Annotated in this window: 15 protein-coding genes; 11 read left to right on the forward strand and 4 right to left on the reverse strand. The window is 73.6% G+C overall.

Features of this window, described 5'->3' with window-relative positions:
* Window positions 1–214 precede the first annotated feature (214 nt).
* The gene (locus AB0P24_RS05850; protein WP_365790970.1) at window positions 215–1,225 is read right to left on the reverse strand and encodes a Gfo/Idh/MocA family oxidoreductase; all 1,011 of its coding nucleotides are present in this window, start codon (window positions 1,223–1,225) and stop codon (window positions 215–217) included.
* Between the two features lie 130 nt (window positions 1,226–1,355).
* Between AB0P24_RS05850 and AB0P24_RS05855 the strand changes: the two genes are divergently transcribed.
* The 5 genes from AB0P24_RS05855 to AB0P24_RS05875 all read left to right on the forward strand — a co-directional run bounded on the left by AB0P24_RS05855 (window position 1,356) and on the right by AB0P24_RS05875 (window position 9,103).
* On the forward strand, window positions 1,356–2,093 hold the full coding sequence (locus AB0P24_RS05855) for a GntR family transcriptional regulator (protein ID WP_365791136.1): 738 nt from the start codon (window positions 1,356–1,358) through the stop codon (window positions 2,091–2,093).
* A 180-nt stretch (window positions 2,094–2,273) separates the two neighbouring features.
* Window positions 2,274–3,419 (forward strand): ROK family glucokinase, encoded by a 1,146-nt coding sequence (locus AB0P24_RS05860; protein ID WP_089106885.1) that lies wholly within the window; start codon window positions 2,274–2,276, stop codon window positions 3,417–3,419.
* Complete coding sequence (locus AB0P24_RS05865) at window positions 3,416–3,997, forward strand: sugar kinase (protein WP_365790971.1); 582 nt, start codon at window positions 3,416–3,418, stop codon at window positions 3,995–3,997. Before AB0P24_RS05860 ends, AB0P24_RS05865 begins: the two co-directional genes overlap by 4 nt.
* 97 nt (window positions 3,998–4,094) lie before the next feature.
* A complete protein-coding gene (locus AB0P24_RS05870) occupies window positions 4,095–6,914 on the forward strand; it encodes a DEAD/DEAH box helicase (RefSeq protein WP_365790972.1) in 2,820 nt (939 codons plus the stop codon).
* On the forward strand, window positions 6,911–9,103 hold the full coding sequence (locus AB0P24_RS05875) for an SWIM zinc finger family protein (RefSeq protein ID WP_365790973.1): 2,193 nt from the start codon (window positions 6,911–6,913) through the stop codon (window positions 9,101–9,103). Before AB0P24_RS05870 ends, AB0P24_RS05875 begins: the two co-directional genes overlap by 4 nt.
* A 158-nt stretch (window positions 9,104–9,261) precedes the next feature.
* On the opposite strand, the gene AB0P24_RS05880 is transcribed toward AB0P24_RS05875, so the two are convergent.
* Together AB0P24_RS05880 and AB0P24_RS05885 are read right to left on the reverse strand one after the other, a co-directional pair.
* On the reverse strand, window positions 9,262–9,693 hold the full coding sequence (locus AB0P24_RS05880; RefSeq protein ID WP_365790974.1) for an OsmC family protein: 432 nt from the start codon (window positions 9,691–9,693) through the stop codon (window positions 9,262–9,264).
* A gap of 27 nt (window positions 9,694–9,720) precedes the next feature.
* The gene (locus tag AB0P24_RS05885; protein ID WP_365790975.1) at window positions 9,721–10,455 is read right to left on the reverse strand and encodes a hypothetical protein; all 735 of its coding nucleotides are present in this window, start codon (window positions 10,453–10,455) and stop codon (window positions 9,721–9,723) included.
* 404 nt (window positions 10,456–10,859) lie between these two features.
* Between AB0P24_RS05885 and AB0P24_RS05890 the strand changes: the two genes are divergently transcribed.
* The 6 genes from AB0P24_RS05890 to AB0P24_RS05915 all read left to right on the forward strand — a co-directional run bounded on the left by AB0P24_RS05890 (window position 10,860) and on the right by AB0P24_RS05915 (window position 14,804).
* Window positions 10,860–11,114 carry a Smr/MutS family protein gene (locus AB0P24_RS05890; RefSeq protein ID WP_181806563.1) on the forward strand — a complete coding sequence of 85 codons (255 nt, stop codon included), beginning with the start codon at window positions 10,860–10,862 and terminating at the stop codon, window positions 11,112–11,114.
* A gap of 173 nt (window positions 11,115–11,287) precedes the next feature.
* Complete coding sequence (locus AB0P24_RS05895; RefSeq protein WP_365790976.1) at window positions 11,288–11,629, forward strand: metalloregulator ArsR/SmtB family transcription factor; 342 nt, start codon at window positions 11,288–11,290, stop codon at window positions 11,627–11,629.
* Entirely contained in the window at window positions 11,626–13,359 is a 1,734-nt protein-coding gene (locus AB0P24_RS05900) for a SulP family inorganic anion transporter (protein WP_365790977.1), read from the forward strand. Before AB0P24_RS05895 ends, AB0P24_RS05900 begins: the two co-directional genes overlap by 4 nt.
* Window positions 13,356–13,763 carry a pyridoxamine 5'-phosphate oxidase family protein gene (locus AB0P24_RS05905; RefSeq protein WP_365790978.1) on the forward strand — a complete coding sequence of 136 codons (408 nt, stop codon included), beginning with the start codon at window positions 13,356–13,358 and terminating at the stop codon, window positions 13,761–13,763. Before AB0P24_RS05900 ends, AB0P24_RS05905 begins: the two co-directional genes overlap by 4 nt.
* A complete protein-coding gene (locus AB0P24_RS05910; protein ID WP_365790979.1) occupies window positions 13,763–14,188 on the forward strand; it encodes an ATP-binding protein in 426 nt (141 codons plus the stop codon). Before AB0P24_RS05905 ends, AB0P24_RS05910 begins: the two co-directional genes overlap by 1 nt.
* A 265-nt stretch (window positions 14,189–14,453) precedes the next feature.
* Window positions 14,454–14,804 (forward strand): metalloregulator ArsR/SmtB family transcription factor, encoded by a 351-nt coding sequence (locus AB0P24_RS05915; RefSeq protein WP_181806559.1) that lies wholly within the window; start codon window positions 14,454–14,456, stop codon window positions 14,802–14,804.
* 228 nt (window positions 14,805–15,032) lie between these two features.
* Here the strand turns inward: AB0P24_RS05915 and AB0P24_RS05920 are convergent, their stop codons facing one another.
* Complete coding sequence (locus tag AB0P24_RS05920; protein WP_365791137.1) at window positions 15,033–15,536, reverse strand: hypothetical protein; 504 nt, start codon at window positions 15,534–15,536, stop codon at window positions 15,033–15,035.
* Between the last annotated feature and the right edge of the window lie 227 nt (window positions 15,537–15,763).

The following is a 15,763-nucleotide window of genomic DNA, read 5'->3' on the forward strand; positions in this document are numbered from 1 at the left end:
CCCGTCAAGTCCGATGAGTTTTCGCGGAGTTAACCGAACGCCTGGTGGCCTCAACGGCCCCACGATGGGCGGGGCCGGGGGCATCGAGATCGTCGCCGCGCGATGGGACGCTCCCGCGTGGCCGCGCCGGCCTCATCGGGTGCGCAGGCTCCGGTGCGCTGGTGGCCGCCGTCCGCGGCCGGGCACGGCCGGCCCGGCCGCGGACGGGAAGGGGTCAGGCCGGCTGGTCCGGGATCTCCGCGAGTGCCACCGGCCTGCGCTCGCGCCGGGAGATCTCACAGGCCTCCGCGATCCGCAGCGCCTGCAGCGCCTCGCGCCCGTCGCAGGGGTTGGCCAGCTCGCCGCGCACCACGTCGACGAAGGCGCACAGCTCGGCCTCGTAGGCCGGCCCGAACCGCTCCAGGAAACCGGGCCACGGCTTGTCCGCGGGCGGCGGCCCGGTCGGCTCGGTCGAGGCCACCGGCGTACGGTCGTCCAGCCCGACCACCACGGTGTCCCGCTCGCCGGCCAGCTCCATCCGCACGTCGTATCCGGCGCCGTTCAGCCGGGTCGCCGTCGCCGTGGACAGCGTGCCGTCGTCCAGGGTGAGCACCGCCGCGCCCGTGTCGACGTCCCCGGCCTCGCGGAACATCGCGGGACCCGCGTCCGAACCGGTCGCGTACACGTCGACGACCTCGCGGCCGGTCACCCAGCGCAGCACGTCGAAGTCGTGGATTAACGTGTCCCGGAAGAGCCCGCCGGACAGCGGCAGCCACTCCGGAGGCGGCGGCGACTGGTCGGAGGTCAGCGCCCGTACGGTGTGCAGCCGCCCGAGCCGGCCCGAGCGCACCGCCTCCCGCGCACCGGCGTACCCCTTGTCGAAGCGCCGCTGGAAACCCATCTGAAGCACCGTTCCGGCCGTCTCCACCTCGGCCAGGGCGTTCAGCGTGCCCGGCAGGTCGAGGGCGATCGGCTTCTCGCAGAAGACCGGCAGCCCGGAGCGCGCCGCCCGGCCGATCAGGTCGGCATGGGCGGAGGTGGCGGCGGTGATCACCACCGCGTCCACGCCCCACTTGAAGATCTCGTCCGTGCCCGGTGCCGCCGTCTCCCCGAGCCGGTGCGCCAGATCCTGGGCCCGCTGGGGATCCACGTCCGTGAGGATCAGCGATCCGACCTCGCGATTACGGCTGAGCGTGTTCGCGTGAATGGTGCCGATGCGGCCCGTCCCGATGACCCCGATGCGCATGGGAACAAGGTGCTGGTGCACCCCGCGCGCTGTCAATCCGTATGTCCGGACAATCGAACTACACAACTTCCCGTCAACCCGTCACGGGGATACGCTCGGCCCCGTGCCGAAACCAGACGTGGACCCGACCGTGACGCTCGACCTCCATGTGGACCGGAGTTCCCCGGTGCCGTTGTACTTCCAGCTCGCCCAGCAGCTGGAAGCGGCCATCGAGCACGGCTCGCTCACCCCCGGCAGCCTGCTGGGCAACGAGATCGAGCTCGCCGCTCGGCTCGGCCTGTCCCGCCCGACCGTCCGCCAGGCCATCCAGTCCCTGGTCGACAAAGGCCTCCTCGTCCGCCGCCGGGGCGTCGGCACCCAGGTCGTGCACAGCCAGGTCAAACGCCCGCTGGAACTCAGCAGCCTCTACGACGACCTGGAGTCGGCCGGCCAGCGTCCCGCGACGAACGTGGTGGTCAACACCGTCGTCCCGGCGTCCGCCGAGGTCGCGGCCGCGCTCGGGGTCGCCGAGGAGACCGAGGTGCACCGGATCGAGCGGCTGCGGCTCGCGCACGGCGAGCCCATGGCCTACCTCACCAACTACCTGCCGCCCGGTCTGCTCGACCTGGACACCGCCCAGCTGGAGGCGACCGGCCTGTACCGGCTCATGCGGACCGCCGGGATCACCCTGCACAGCGCCCGCCAGTCCATCGGCGCGCGCGGCGCCACGGCCGCCGAGGCCGAGCGGCTCGACGAGCCGGAAGGCGCCCCGCTGCTCACCATGCAGCGCACCACCTACGACGACACCGGCCGCGCCGTCGAGTTCGGCGACCACATCTACCGGCCCACCCGCTACTCCTTCGAGTTCCAGCTGCTCGTACGGTCCTGAAGACGCCGCCGTCCTGGTCGTAATGTCCGGACAACGTGACCGTGCGCGTGCCGACCGCGGACTGAAGGCGGAGGTGACCTGGACTCTCGACGCCACCAGCCGGCACCCGGCAAGGGCGCGCACCCTTCCTTATCTCCCCCGAACGGCACCCTTTCTCACGGTGAGGCACAATCGAGCCCGATGAGCACCTACCGCGACCTCACCGCCCCCATCGGCTCCCGCCGAGCCCCGGTTCTGCGAACCGTCGGCACCCGGGAGCGCCGGTCCCACCTGACGGCCCCGCGCGTCCCCACCGTCGGTATCGACATCGGCGGCACCAAGGTCATGGCGGGCGTCGTGGACGCCGACGGCAACATCCTGGAGAAGCTCCGCACGGAGACCCCGGACAAGTCCAAGAGCCCGAAGGTCGTGGAGGACACGATCGTCGAACTGGTCCTGGACCTGTCCGACCGGCACGACGTGCACGCCGTCGGCATCGGCGCCGCCGGGTGGGTGGACGCCGACCGCAACCGCGTGCTGTTCGCCCCCCACCTGTCCTGGCGCAACGAACCGCTGCGCGACCGCCTCTCCGGCCGGCTCTCGGTCCCCGTCCTCGTCGACAACGACGCCAACACCGCCGCCTGGGCGGAGTGGCGCTTCGGCGCAGGCCGCGGCGAGGACCACCTGGTCATGATCACGCTCGGCACCGGCATCGGCGGCGCGATCCTGGAGGACGGCCAGGTCAAGCGCGGCAAGTACGGCGTCGCCGGCGAGTTCGGCCACATGCAGGTGGTGCCCGGCGGTCACCGCTGCCCGTGCGGCAACCGCGGCTGCTGGGAGCAGTACAGCTCCGGCAACGCGCTGGTCCGCGAGGCCAAGGAGCTGGCCGCGGCCGACTCCCCGGTGGCGTACGGGATCATCGAGCACGTCAAGGGCAACATCAACGAGATCACCGGCCCGATGATCACCGAGCTGGCCCGCGAGGGCGACGCGATGTGCATCGAGCTGCTCCAGGACATCGGCCAGTGGCTGGGCGTCGGCATCGCCAACCTCGCCGCCGCCCTCGACCCGTCCTGCTTCGTGATCGGCGGCGGGGTCTCCGCCGCCGACGACCTGCTGATCGGCCCCGCGCGGGACGCGTTCAAGCGCCAGCTGACCGGCCGCGGCTACCGCCCGGAGGCCCGTATCGCGCGCGCCCAGCTGGGCCCCGAGGCGGGCATGGTCGGGGCCGCCGACCTCGCCCGCCTGGTCGCCCGCCGGTTCCGGCGCGCCAAGCGCCGCCGGGTCGAGCGGTACGAGCGCTACGAGCGGTTCGCGGAGGCCCGCCGTACCCGGGACACCGCATGACCGCTGCGCTGCCCCGTCAGGCCGCGTCCCCGGAGGAAGGGCGGCGCCGGCCCGAGACACCGGGGCACAAGGCCCGCCGCCGGGGGCTCACCCTGCTCATCATCGTGCTGCTCATCGGCGTACCGGCCGGCTATCTGGTGATCTCCGCCAACCAGAGCCGCAACAGCGGCAAGGACAAGGAGTCCAAGTACTCGGCGATCGGCCTCACCATGGGCTGGCCGTCGAAGGTGCAGCGGCGCCTCTACCAGGTGCCGGTCCCGCACCCGGCCGACACGATCGCCTACTACGAGACGAACAACTGGAAGACCAGCCGCCTCTACGTCCAGTTCCGCACCAACAGCGCGGGCCTGGACAGCTTCCTTGAGGGCATGGGCATCAACCGGGACGCGCTCAAGAAGGACGACATCAGCATCAGCTCCCGGGACCAGAAGATCTCCGGCTGGAAGTTCACCGGCCCCGGACCCTGGTCGGGCCTGACCCGCAAGCAGAAGAACCCGGCGCCCACCCAGGACGTGGTGGTGAACACGGCCGACCCGAACTACCCGATGATCTACGTCGTCTCGCGCACCGTTCCGTGAGCCGCCGCCCCGGCCGGTCGCCGGGGCCGACTGTCAGACCCCGCCCGTACAGTCGAAGACGTCTGATCCGACATGAGGGCGGGAGGTGGCAGAACGTATGAGCGGCACCACGGCCGAGGCCGACGTCGGCGTCCCGGTGCGCCTGGCGGCGGTCTACCTGCCCGCCGACCTCCCCCGCCAGGGCCGGATGGCGTTCTGGGACCCCGAGGGGGACCCGCTGCCCGGCACCGCGACCGAGGAGCTGACGGTCGTACGCCGGCACGGCGCCACCGGAGTCCGCCGCCGGCAGGTGCCCGCGCTCACCCTGCCGCTCGCCGACGCCCTCCCGCTGCTCGTCCGGGCCCGCCGCGACCCGGCCGCCCATCCCGCCACCGCCTGCTGGGGCGCGGCCGCCCTGCACGCGCTGCGGCTCGCCGCCCGCGGCCGGCTGCTGCCCGGCCTCACCCCGGCCGGCCACGACGCCTGGCGGGCCGGCCCCCTGGAGCCCGCCGACATCGCCCACCTGCGCGCGGTGGCCGCCGCCCTGCCCGCCGAGGGGCACGCCGTCCCGCTGCCCGGCCCCGGCCCGCTCCTGCTGCCCCAGCCGGAAGCGCTGATCCGTTCCTTCCTGGACGCCGTCGCCGACACCCTGCCCCGCACCCCGGCCGCCCCGCACACCTCGGGCCGGCCCTTCGCCGCCCGCGAACCCCAGCGGCTGCCCGACGCCCACGAATGGGCTGCGGAGGTCGCCGCCGGCATGGACGCGGGCGTGCGGATCTCACTGCGCCTGGACCTGTCGGCGTCCGACCTCTTCGACGACGGCGAGGGCGCGCACCGCGCGGGAGCGGCGATCGTCCAGGTGCACAGCCTGGCCGACCCGACCCTGGTGACCGACGCGGCGGCGCTGTGGGCCGGCCGGTCCGACGCGGCCTTCGGCCCCCGCGCACGGGTGGACGCGGCGCTGGCCGTGCGCCGGGCCGCGCGGGTGTGGCCGCCGCTGGACCGCCTCGCAGAGCAGGACGTGCCGGACGTGCTCGCGCTCTGCGAGGAGGAGCTGGGGCAACTGCTCGGGGTGGCGGCGACCAGGCTCGCGGCGGCCGGGGTCGCCGTGCACTGGCCCCGGGACCTGGCCCAGGACCTGACCGCCGCGGCCGTGGTCCGGCCCGCCCCCGGCTCGGCCACCGACGGCACCGGCTTCTTCGAGAGCGAGGAACTGCTCCAGTTCCGCTGGCAGCTGGCGCTCGGCGGCGATCCGCTCAGCGAAGCCGAGATGGACGCCCTCGCGGAGGCCCACCGCCCGGTCGTACGGCTGCGGGACCGCTGGGTGCTCGTCGACCCCGCCCTCGTCCGCAAGGCCCGCAAGCGCGAACTGGGCCTGCTGGACCCGGTCGACGCGCTCTCCGTGGCGCTCACCGGCGAGGCCGAGGTGGACGGCGAGCGGGTCGAGGCCGTCCCCGTCGGCGTCCTCGCGGCCCTGCGCGACCGCCTCACCGCCGGCATCCGGCCGGCCGAGCCGCCCGCCGGTCTGCACGCCACCCTGCGCGACTACCAGCTGAGGGGCCTGGCCTGGCTCGACCTGATGACCTCCCTGGGCCTCGGCGGCTGCCTCGCCGACGACATGGGCCTCGGCAAGACGATCACCGTCATCGCCCTGCACCTGAAGCGGGCCCGTACCGAGCCGACCCTCGTGGTCTGCCCCGCCTCGCTGCTCGGCAACTGGCAGCGGGAGATCGCCCGGTTCGCGCCCGGCGTGCCGGTCCGCCGCTTCCACGGCCCCGACCGCACCCTGGACGGCCTCACCGGCGGCTTCGTCCTCACCACGTACGGCACCATGCGCGCCACCGCCGCCAGACTCGCCGACCAGCCCTGGGGCATGGTCGTCGCCGACGAGGCCCAGCACGTCAAGAACCCCTACTCGGCCACCGCCAAGGCACTGCGTACCATCCCGACCCGCGCGCGCGTGGCCCTCACCGGCACCCCCGTGGAGAACAACCTCTCCGAACTCTGGGCCCTCCTCGACTGGACCACCCCCGGACTCCTCGGCCCGCTCAAGTCCTTCCGCGCCCGGCACGCGCGCGCCGTCGAGAACGGCGGGGCCGACGAGAACGGGGCGGCGGTGGCCCGGCTGGCCCGCCTGGTCCGCCCCTTCCTCCTGCGCCGCAAGAAGTCCGACCCGGGCATCGTCCCCGAACTCCCGCCGAAGACGGAGACCGACCACCCGGTCCCGCTCACCCGCGAGCAGGCCGCGCTGTACGAGGCGGTGGTGCGTGAGTCGATGCTCGCCATCGAGACGGCGGACGGCATCGCGCGCCGCGGCCTGGTGCTCAAGCTGCTCGGCGCCCTCAAGCAGCTCTGCGACCACCCCGCGCTGTACCTGAAGGAAGAGACCGGTGCCGAGGGCCTGGCCGCCCGCTCCGGCAAGCTCACCCTGCTCGACGAGCTGCTGGACACCGTGCTCGCCGAGGACGGCTCGGCGCTCGTCTTCACGCAGTACGTCGGCATGGCCCGCATGATCACCGCACACCTCCAGGCCCGCGCGGTCCCGGTCGACCTCCTGCACGGCGGCACCCCGGTCCCGGAGCGGGAGCGCATGGTGGACCGCTTCCAGAGCGGGGCGACCCCGGTCCTCGTGCTGTCCCTGAAGGCCGCGGGCACCGGCCTCAACCTCACCCGCGCCGGCCATGTCGTCCACTTCGACCGCTGGTGGAACCCGGCGGTGGAGGAACAGGCCACCGACCGCGCGTACCGCATCGGCCAGACCCAGCCGGTCCAGGTGCACCGACTGGTGACCGAGGGCACCGTCGAGGACCGTATCGCCGAGATGCTGGAGTCGAAGCGGGCCCTCGCCGACGCGATCCTGGGCTCCGGCGAGTCCGCGCTGACCGAGCTGACGGACCGTGAGCTGTCCGACCTGGTGTCGTTGCGGAGGACGTCATGAGCGGCGAGGGCGAGCAGCGGCCCGGGGACGCGGCACGGCGTGCGCTGCGGGCGGCGCGGGAGCACGGGCCGGAGACCGGGGGCGACGGGGCGGCTCCGGGTGGGGGAGCGGGGGAGCGCGCGGAGCGGGCGCCCAGGCCGGGGGACGCCGCGCGGCTGGCGCTGCGGGCGGCTGCCGCCGCGAAGGAGGCGGAGCAGCGGGATGCCGAGGCCGAGCCCGGGGGCAGGCCCGAGGCCGGTCCCGAGTCCCGCGCCGACGCCGACCGGGCGGACCAGGCCGACACCGGCGCCCGCGCTGCCGTCAGGCCGGGCAGTCGTCCCGGCGACCTCGCGCGGGAGGCGCTGCGGGCGGCGCGTGCGGAGGCGAGGCGAGCCGAGGAGGCGGCTGCGGCGCAGGCTTCGCACCAGTCACCGGCCCGCCCGGCACGGCGATTTCCCTCGCCGGCCCCGGCGACCGCGGCACGCGGTCGCACCGCCCGTGACCTTCAGCAGTTCCTGGCGACCGCGTTCCGGATGCCGAGGGACGAGGCCGAGCTGAACGCCGCCGAGCCCGACGCGGGGCCGAACGCTGTCGAGCCTGAGGTGGAGTCGAATGCTGTCGAGCCGAACGCTGTCGAGCCCGACGCGGGGCCGAACGCTGTCGAGCCCGAGCCCCGGTCCGCCACGGCCGCCACGGCCCGTCCGGAGCCGAGCGCCCCGGCCTCAGCCCCGGCTCCGGGCCCGGCCTCAGCTTCGGGCCCGGCCCCGGCCTCAGCTTCGGGCCCGGCCCCGGCCTCAGCTTCGGGCCCGGCCCCGGCCTCAGCTTCGGGCCCGGCCCCGGCCTCAGCCTCGGGCCCAGCTCCGGCCCTGGCTTCGAGCCCGGCCCCGGCCTCGGGCTCAGCTCCGGCCCCAGCCCCCTCCGCGGCGCCTCGCCTCCCGCGCACCATGGCCACCCCGCACCGGGACGGCGAACTCCGCCGCACCTTCGCAGCCCTTCCCTCCCTGGTGCCTCGCGACCCCGCCGGCGCTTCCGGCTTCGCCGAGACCTGGTGGGGCAACGCGTGGGTGCGGGCGCTGGAAGAAGGGGCGTTGGACGTCAAGCGGCTTGTGCGCGGGCGGGGTTACGCCGAGCGCGGGCACGTGGACGCCATCACCGTGACCCCCGGACTGGTCCTGGCGTATGTGCAGGGCAGCCGGCCCCGGCCGTACCGCGTGCAGGTGCGGCTGCGGACCTTCGGCGAGGACGAGTGGGAGCGGCTGCTGGAGGCCGCCGCCGACCGGCCCGCCGACATCGCCGCGCTGCTCGACAAGGAGCTGCCGCAGACCCTCGTCGACACCGGGGTGCCGTTGCTGCCCGGGCCAGGTGAGCTCGACCCCCGGTGCAGCTGCCCGGACTTCGGTCACCCCTGCAAGCACGCGGCCGCCCTCTGCTACCAGACCGCGCGGCTGCTGGACGCCGACCCGTTCGTGCTGCTTCTGCTGCGCGGCCGCGGGGAGCGCGAGGTGCTCGACGCGCTGTCCCGGCGCAGCGCCGCCCGCGCGGCCCGGGAGCGGCAGCCGGTCTCGCTGCCGGGCGTCCGGGCGACCGAGGCTTTCGTGCCGCGTCAACTCCCGCCGCTGCCGCCTCCGTTGCCGGTACCGGCACATCCCGAGCAGCCCCCCGTCTATCCGGGGGTGCCCGGCGGCCCGGACCCGTTCGCGCTGGACCAGCTGGCCACCGACGCGGCGGCCCGCGCCCACGCCCTGCTCGCCACCGGACGCGACCCGGTCGGCGCACTGACCCTCTGGCAGGACGCGGTGCGGCTCGCCGCTGCCCGCCCGGGGTCCGGTCTCACCGCGTCCACCCGCGCCCTCTACGCCACGCTCGCGGACGCCGTCGGCCGCGCCCCGGGCGACCTGGCGCGCGCGGTCGCCGCCTGGCGGCAGGGCGGACTGGAGGGGCTGGCCGTACTGGAAGAGCCCTGGGACCCGCCGGCCGGCCGTTTCGACCGGGCCCGGCCGCTGCTGCTCGCCGCCGACCTCCCGGCCTTCCGGCCGTGGCGCAACCACCTCACCCACCCCGGCGGCCACCTCCAGCTCCGCTTCGGCCGGGACGGCCTGTGGTACGCCTACGAGTCGGAGCCGGGCCACGACGACTGGTGGCCCAGAGGCACCCCCGACCTCGACCCGGTCGGCGCACTGACCGGCCTCGGGGCGTCGGACGAGTTGTAGGGGGCGGAACCGTGGGCGCGCCGAGCAGCAGTGCTCAGGAGCCGAGCAGCAGTGCTCAGGAACTGCTCATGGCAACGCGGCACCCCCGCCCGGCTTGTCACGCCATGCGGTGCCGCCGGAGACCCGGCGGACGTCACGGGTGTTCCCCGCACGGCACCTCACACCTCCTCGGCCGACACGGCGACCGGGGTGCCCGCCTCGATCGTGCGGCTGACCGTGCACAGCCGGTCGTGGGAGACGGCGACCGCCCGGGGCAGGATCGCGCGGGCCCGGTCGCCGGCCGCGCCGTCCGGGAAGGCGACGGAGAAGGCGGCCGCGAGGTCCGTCATCCGGTTGCCGTCCTCGTCGCTCACCTTGTGGCCGCTGACGGTGACGGTGAAGGCGGTCGGCTCGACGTGCCGGCTCGTGGACACGTCCACGTCCGCCGCCGTACAGCCCCCGATCGCGGCGAGCAGCAGCTCGACCGGGGTGAATTCCGTGCCGTCGCCGGTACCGAAGGTGATCGTGCCGCCGCGGGCGTTCGTCGCGGTGAAGCGGCCGGTGCCGGTGCGCTCGACCGTGACCAGACGCAGGGAGTCCTCTTCGCTCATACCGGCGAACCTAAGGCAGCCCGGCCCTCAGCGCAGGATGTTGACGGCCCGCGCCACCACCAGGACCACCGTCACCAGGGAGACGGAGGACTGCAACATCATCAGCATCTTGGCCCAGCGCGACAACGGCATCACGTCGGTCGGGCTGAACGCGGTGGAGTTGGTGAAGGACAGGTACAGATAGTCGAGAAAGCCCGGCTCCCAGTCGGGCGGCGCCGTTTCCGGATTCTGCATCTGCACGAAGAGGAAGTCGGGAAACTGGTGTTGGCCGAGGACCCGTGCCATCGGCCCGCCCCGGTCCCACTCCCAGTACCAGAGGGCGAACACGATGATGTTCGTCAGCCAGATGCCACCGCCGGTCAGCAGCAGCGGCCCGGCGTCCATGCCCTCGCTGCCGTTCACGAGCCCCACCACCAGCCGGACCGCCGCCCAGCCGTTGGCCAGGCTGATCACGCCCATCAGGACCAGCCCCAGCACCCGCAGCCACCGGGTGCGGGGCTCGACCCGCCGGGGGTTGCCGGCGATGAGGCCGGCCAGCAGCACCACCTCCAGGACGGGCAGGGCCCAGTAGGGCTGGGGGGCGAGCCGGTGCGGCAGCATCAGCTGGAGGGCGATCGCCACGAAGATCACGGCGGTCACCGCCCACCGCGGCTCGCCCTGTGTCGCCCGGCGCCACGCCGGCACCACATCGCGCTCGCCGCTCTCCAGCAGCCCTTCGATCCTGGCCAGACGGCTCTCGGCATCGGACATTCGGTCGGTCATGGCCACGATTGTCCCGAGACCGTCCGCCGACACACCGACCGGCCCGGCCGTCAGCCGCCCGAGCGGAGCGCGGTTGCGAGCCGAGGGCGCGGAAAACGGATGCCGGCTCCTGTGCCCGGTGCCGGAAAGGCGCGCCGTTCCCGAGCAGCATGAGCGGCACATCGACGACGAGCGAGCGCCGACAGTGTGGGAACGCACCAGCGTTCGAGCAGATCGGCACCGCGACCTGTGCCTGCGTTTGCGAGCCGGGGCTCTCTCGCAGAACGGCGGTGTCGAGCCGTCCGGCGCGGGAAGGGCAGCGATCGACCGGCGCTCGCGCGAGCGCACCCGTCGGGGTCCCGGCCGGGCGCCGCATGGCACACTCGGTCAGGACGTCACAGGTGGCGGCAGCGGGAGGTAGCACCTTGCTGACATTGGATCTGCACCCGGTCTTCCGGAACAACCGTGACATCGAACTCTCGCTGCGGCAGATCGTCTTCCAGGCGAAACGCACGGGGGAGCCCGTCGTGCAGATCATTCACGGAAAGGGCACCGGGCAGCTCAAGGGACGCGTCCTCGCCTTCCTCGGCCAGAGGCACATCAGGAAGCTGTACGACCGTGTGGAGATCGACACGGTGAACACGGGCCGGATCCTGGTCCACTTCACGCCACTGACCTGACTCCCACGCCGACGGTCAGGCCCTTTCGCCGACGAGAAGGGCAGGCGAACCCCGTACGTGCCGCATCGACGGCTTCCACCCGGAGCGACGAACACCTGCCGAATTGCAAAATTTCGCAATTGGCTAGATGCTGTGTTTACCGTGTCTGTAGGTAGTCGGGAAGTCGAGGAGCCGTGTCCGTTCCGCTGTACCAGGCCAAAGCCGAGTTCTTCCGGATGCTGGGGCACCCCATGCGGATCCGGGTGCTGGAGCTCCTGCAGGACGGGCCGATGCCGGTCCGGAACCTGCTCACAGCCATCGGGGTGGAGCCTTCGGGCCTGTCGCAGCAACTGGCGGTGTTGCGCCGCTCGGGCATCGTCAGCGCCCGGCGCGAGGGCTCGACGGTGGTCTACGCGCTCGCGAGCGGGGACGCCGCCGGCCTGCTGGGTGCCGCACGGCGGATCCTGACCGAGGTGCTGGCCGGGCAGAACAAGCTGCTGGCCGAACTCCGGGAAGCCGAGGTCGCCGCGCGATGACGTCCGTGTTCACCCGGGTCCGGGGCCGGATCGCCGCTCTGCTGCCCGGCCGTGCCGACCTGGCGGAAATGGGCCGTGACCCGCGCCGGGACCTCCTTGCGGGGCTGACCGTGGCCATCGTCGCGCTGCCGCTCGCGCTTGGTTTCGGTGTCTCCTCGGGGCTCGGCGCCGAGGCGGGGCTCGCGACCGCGGTTGTCGCCGGTGCGCTCGCCGCGGTGTTCGGCGGTTCGAATCTTCAGGTGTCCGGGCCGACCGGTGCGATGACCGTGGTGCTGGTGCCGATCGTCGCGCAGCACGGGCCGTCCGGGGTGCTCACGGTGGGCCTGATGGCCGGCGTGATGCTCGTCGTGCTCGCCCTGCTCAAGGCCGGCAAGTACATGCAGTACATTCCCGCGCCGGTCGTGGAGGGCTTCACGCTCGGCATCGCCTGCGTGATCGGCTTGCAGCAGATTCCGAACGCGCTCGGGGTGCCCAAGCCCGAGGGCGATCGCGTACTGGTGGTGACCTGGCGGGCGGTGGAGGAGTTCGCCGGATCCCCGAACTGGACCGCCGTCGGCCTCGCGGTCGCGGTGGCCGTGGTCATGCTGGTGGGTGCCCGCCTGCGCCCGACCGTGCCGTTCTCCATCGTCGCGGTGATCGGGGCCACCGTCGTGACGCAGGTCGCCGGCCTGGGCGCCGCCAAGCCGATCGGTGATCTGCCGGCCGGGCTCCCGGCTCCCTCGCTGTCCTTCCTCGACCCCGGGGCGCTCGGCTCCCTGCTGGCCCCGGCCGTCGCGGTGGCGGCACTGGCCGCACTGGAGTCGCTGTTGTCGGCCTCGGTCGCCGACGGCATGACGGTGGGGCAGAAGCACGACCCGGACCGCGAACTGTTCGGGCAGGGCCTGGCCAACATCGCCGCCCCGCTGTTCGGCGGGGTACCGGCGACCGGCGCGATCGCGCGCACGGCGGTCAACGTCCGTACCGGCGCGAGCTCCCGGCTGGCCGCGCTCACCCACGCCGCGGTCCTCGCGGTGATCGTCTTCGCCGCCGCCCCCCTCGTCTCCAAGATCCCGCTCGCCGCGCTGGCCGGTGTGCTGCTGGCCACCGCCGTCCGCATGGTCGAGGTCGGCTCCCTGCGCGCCATGGCCAGGGCCACCCGCTCCGACGCCCTGATTCTCGTGCTCACCGCCGTCGCCACCCTCGCGCTCGACCTCGTGTACGCCGTGATCATCGGCCTGGCGGTCGCGGGCGCGCTCGCACTGCGCGCGGTGGCCGTGCAGGCGCGACTCGATCAGGTGCCCCTCGACCGCGGCGACCACAGTGCCGAGGAGCACGCGCTGCTCGCGGAACACATCGTGGCGTACCGGATCGACGGCCCGCTGTTCTTCGCCGGCGCCCACCGCTTCCTTCTCGAACTGACCGAGGTCGCCGACGTGCGCGTGGTCATCCTTCGTATGTCCCGGGTGACCACCATCGACGCCACCGGGGCCCTGGTCCTCAAGGACGCGGTGGCGAAGCTGCACCGGCGCGGCGTCGTCGTCATGACCTCCGGCATACGTCCGGGCCAGCGGCAGGTCCTCGACTCCGTCGGCGCGCTGGAGCTGCTGCGTCTGGAGGGGCGCGAGTACGCCACCACGCCCGAGGCCATCCAGGGCGCCCGCTTCTACCTGGAGAGCGCCGGTGTCGTGCCGCCGTTCCCGGCCCGCACGTCCCGGTCCGTCATCGAGGATGCGGAGGAGACCGCCGGATGAGCACTGCGCCCGCCCTGCTGCGCATGGTCGAGGTCTCCGGTGCCGAGGCCCTGTGGCTGCTGGAGGGCAGCGCGCTGGGCCGGCTGGTGTACAGCCGGCGGGACCTCACCGTCGTCCGGCCCGGCCGGCATCGGTGGGAGTACGGCCGCCTGGTGGTACGCGCGCCCGCGCCGGCCGCCGCGGTCCCCGCCACCGCGACCTACCAGGTGGACGAGGTCCGCGCGGCGACCGGCACCGGCTGGAGCGTCACCGTCGCCGGCCCGGTCGACGTGATCACCGATCCCGACGAGGTCGCCCACTACCAGCGCACCCTCGCCGGCTGGAGCCACGGCCCGCACGACACCCTGCTGCGCCTGCAACCCAAGACGGTGAGCGGATTCCGCCTCGCCCGTGCGGAGACCTGATGAACACCCGGCTCGAAGCCCTGCCCCACCGGCACGTGCTCACACTGCCCACGTTGCCGGCCGCGGTCCGCACCGCCCGTCAGACCGCCGAACAGGCTCTGAACGAGTGGGGCATCAGTGCGCGCCACCCCACCATCGGTCCGGCCCTGCTGATCCTCAGCGAGCTGGTCACCAACAGCGTCCGGCACGCCGCGGGACTCTCTCCGCAGATGACCGTGATCTTCGCGGCCGGTGGCGACTGTCTGGCCTTCGCCGTGCACGACCGCCACCCCTGTCAGCCGCCTCTCTACGGTTCGGTCACCGGCACCGGGACGGGCGGCCTGGCCACCGTCATGGAACTCACCCTCGGCCTGGGCGGCACCGCGATCGTGCGGGCGGATGCCGACGGCAGGGGCAAGAGCATCTGGATCACCCTTCCCTTATGAACCCCTTCTTCCGAACCGACAGGCGGCGCCGCGGCGGGAAGCCGATCCCGCGGGAGCCTGCCGCACCGCCTCCAAGGTTTCCGATCTTGGCAATTGGCGAGGTTGTAATATCTTCTGTCGGGTGGTCCGGGTTCTCGTGCGCGGATTCGGCTTGGCCGATGCCGCAGGCGAGGATGGGCCGCATGGGTGTGACGAGTGGGCGGATGCGACGCAGCGAGGACCGGCCGGCACGGCCGTGCTGCTCAGCCGGGAAGGGGACGGCACGATGAGCACGCCGCTGTACCAACTGAAGGCCGAGTTCTTCAAGACGCTGGGGCATCCCGCGCGTATCCGGGTTCTGGAGCTGCTGAGCGAGCGCGAGCACGCGGTGGCGGAGATGCTGCCCGAGGTGGGCATCGAGCCGGCTCACCTGTCGCAGCAGCTCGCGGTGCTGCGCCGCGCGAATCTGGTGGTCACCCGCAAGGAGGGCTCCACCGTGTACTACTCCCTGGTCAGCCCGCAGATCGCCGAGCTGCTCCGCGTCGCCCGCACCATCCTGTCCGGAGTGCTCGCCGGGCAGGCCGAACTTCTCGCCGACCTGCGGGCCGCTCAGACGCCGGCGAAACCGCCGTCGTAGCGACGGCCCTCGACCGGTGGCCGCCCGCAAGATCCGCGACACCGGGCAGGGTGGCCGAGGCCGCCCCGCCCGAGCCGGAGAGGGAACAGAGCCGAGCTCGCGGCGACCTTCAGCCCCGTCCGCGACGCCGAGCGGTGACCACGCGTCCCGGCGGCGCCCCGGCCGGCGGTCTCCGCGCCTCGTCCCGGCCCAGCCCAGCCGTGCGGACCCGAGGCGGCGTACCGGCCGTCATGACGGCTCCTGCGCCACCTCGTCCCGTACCCGCTCGGCGCCGGCGGGCCACAGCACCTCGACGTCGATACCGTGACTGCGCGCGTACGCCACCAGGTGCGCGGTACGGTCACGGCCGTTGGACGCGGTGCCGTCCCAGATCGCCAGCACCCGGGCGCAGGCCCGCAGCAGCCGCTCGTCGGCGCCCACACAGGCGTCCCGGTCCGCCGGGTCGTACTCCAGCAGCCGCACCTGCTCGGACAGCAGCAGCAACTCCCCGGCCGCCCGCCACTCCCGCTCCCGCAGCAGCGCGGGCACCCGGTTCAGCGTGGGCACCACGGTCACCAGCGCCAGCCCGGCCTGTTTCGCGGCTCGTCCGAACGCCACCGGCAGCCCCTGCCCGACCCGGACCAGACCCGTCCACCCGGCCTCCGCACACCGGGCCAGCCGCGCGCGCAGCTCTTCCTCCAGCAGGGCCAGGGTCCAGGGCGCGAGATCCTCATGCCCCACCACAGCAATCAACCTCGGCAGTCCTTTCTCCCTCATGCACGCCACTCACCGCACCTGGCCGAGCGAAGAATTCCGCACGCCGCGCCCAGGCCGGGCCGCCCAGGAGGAAGCGCCTGGGCGGCCCGGCCGCGGGAGAGGAACGGCCGTCCGCCGGCCGGTCCCCGCCACAGCTTCACCGGTGTCCCAGCGGTTGAACAGGGCCGTTCGGCCCCAGGCTCGGGGCGAGGACGCTCTGCTCG

It is taken from the genome of Streptomyces sp. NPDC086519, from assembly GCF_040686075.1.
In the GTDB taxonomy this organism is placed as follows: domain Bacteria; phylum Actinomycetota; class Actinomycetes; order Streptomycetales; family Streptomycetaceae; genus Streptomyces; species Streptomyces shenzhenensis.

Bases quoted from the DNA above. Each gene is read 5' to 3' on its own strand.
- AB0P24_RS05850 (WP_365790970.1), bottom strand. From the start codon at position 1,225: ATGCGCATCGGGGTCATCGGGACGGGCCGCATCGGCACCATTCACGCG.
- AB0P24_RS05860 (WP_089106885.1), top strand. From the start codon at position 2,274: ATGAGCACCTACCGCGACCTCACCGCCCCCATCGGCTCCCGCCGAGCC.
- AB0P24_RS05865 (WP_365790971.1), top strand. From the start codon at position 3,416: ATGACCGCTGCGCTGCCCCGTCAGGCCGCGTCCCCGGAGGAAGGGCGG.
- AB0P24_RS05870 (WP_365790972.1), top strand. From the start codon at position 4,095: ATGAGCGGCACCACGGCCGAGGCCGACGTCGGCGTCCCGGTGCGCCTG.
- AB0P24_RS05875 (WP_365790973.1), top strand. From the start codon at position 6,911: ATGAGCGGCGAGGGCGAGCAGCGGCCCGGGGACGCGGCACGGCGTGCG.
- AB0P24_RS05880 (WP_365790974.1), bottom strand. From the start codon at position 9,693: ATGAGCGAAGAGGACTCCCTGCGTCTGGTCACGGTCGAGCGCACCGGC.
- AB0P24_RS05885 (WP_365790975.1), bottom strand. From the start codon at position 10,455: ATGACCGACCGAATGTCCGATGCCGAGAGCCGTCTGGCCAGGATCGAA.
- AB0P24_RS05900 (WP_365790977.1), top strand. From the start codon at position 11,626: ATGACGTCCGTGTTCACCCGGGTCCGGGGCCGGATCGCCGCTCTGCTG.
- AB0P24_RS05905 (WP_365790978.1), top strand. From the start codon at position 13,356: ATGAGCACTGCGCCCGCCCTGCTGCGCATGGTCGAGGTCTCCGGTGCC.
- AB0P24_RS05910 (WP_365790979.1), top strand. From the start codon at position 13,763: ATGAACACCCGGCTCGAAGCCCTGCCCCACCGGCACGTGCTCACACTG.
- AB0P24_RS05915 (WP_181806559.1), top strand. From the start codon at position 14,454: ATGAGCACGCCGCTGTACCAACTGAAGGCCGAGTTCTTCAAGACGCTG.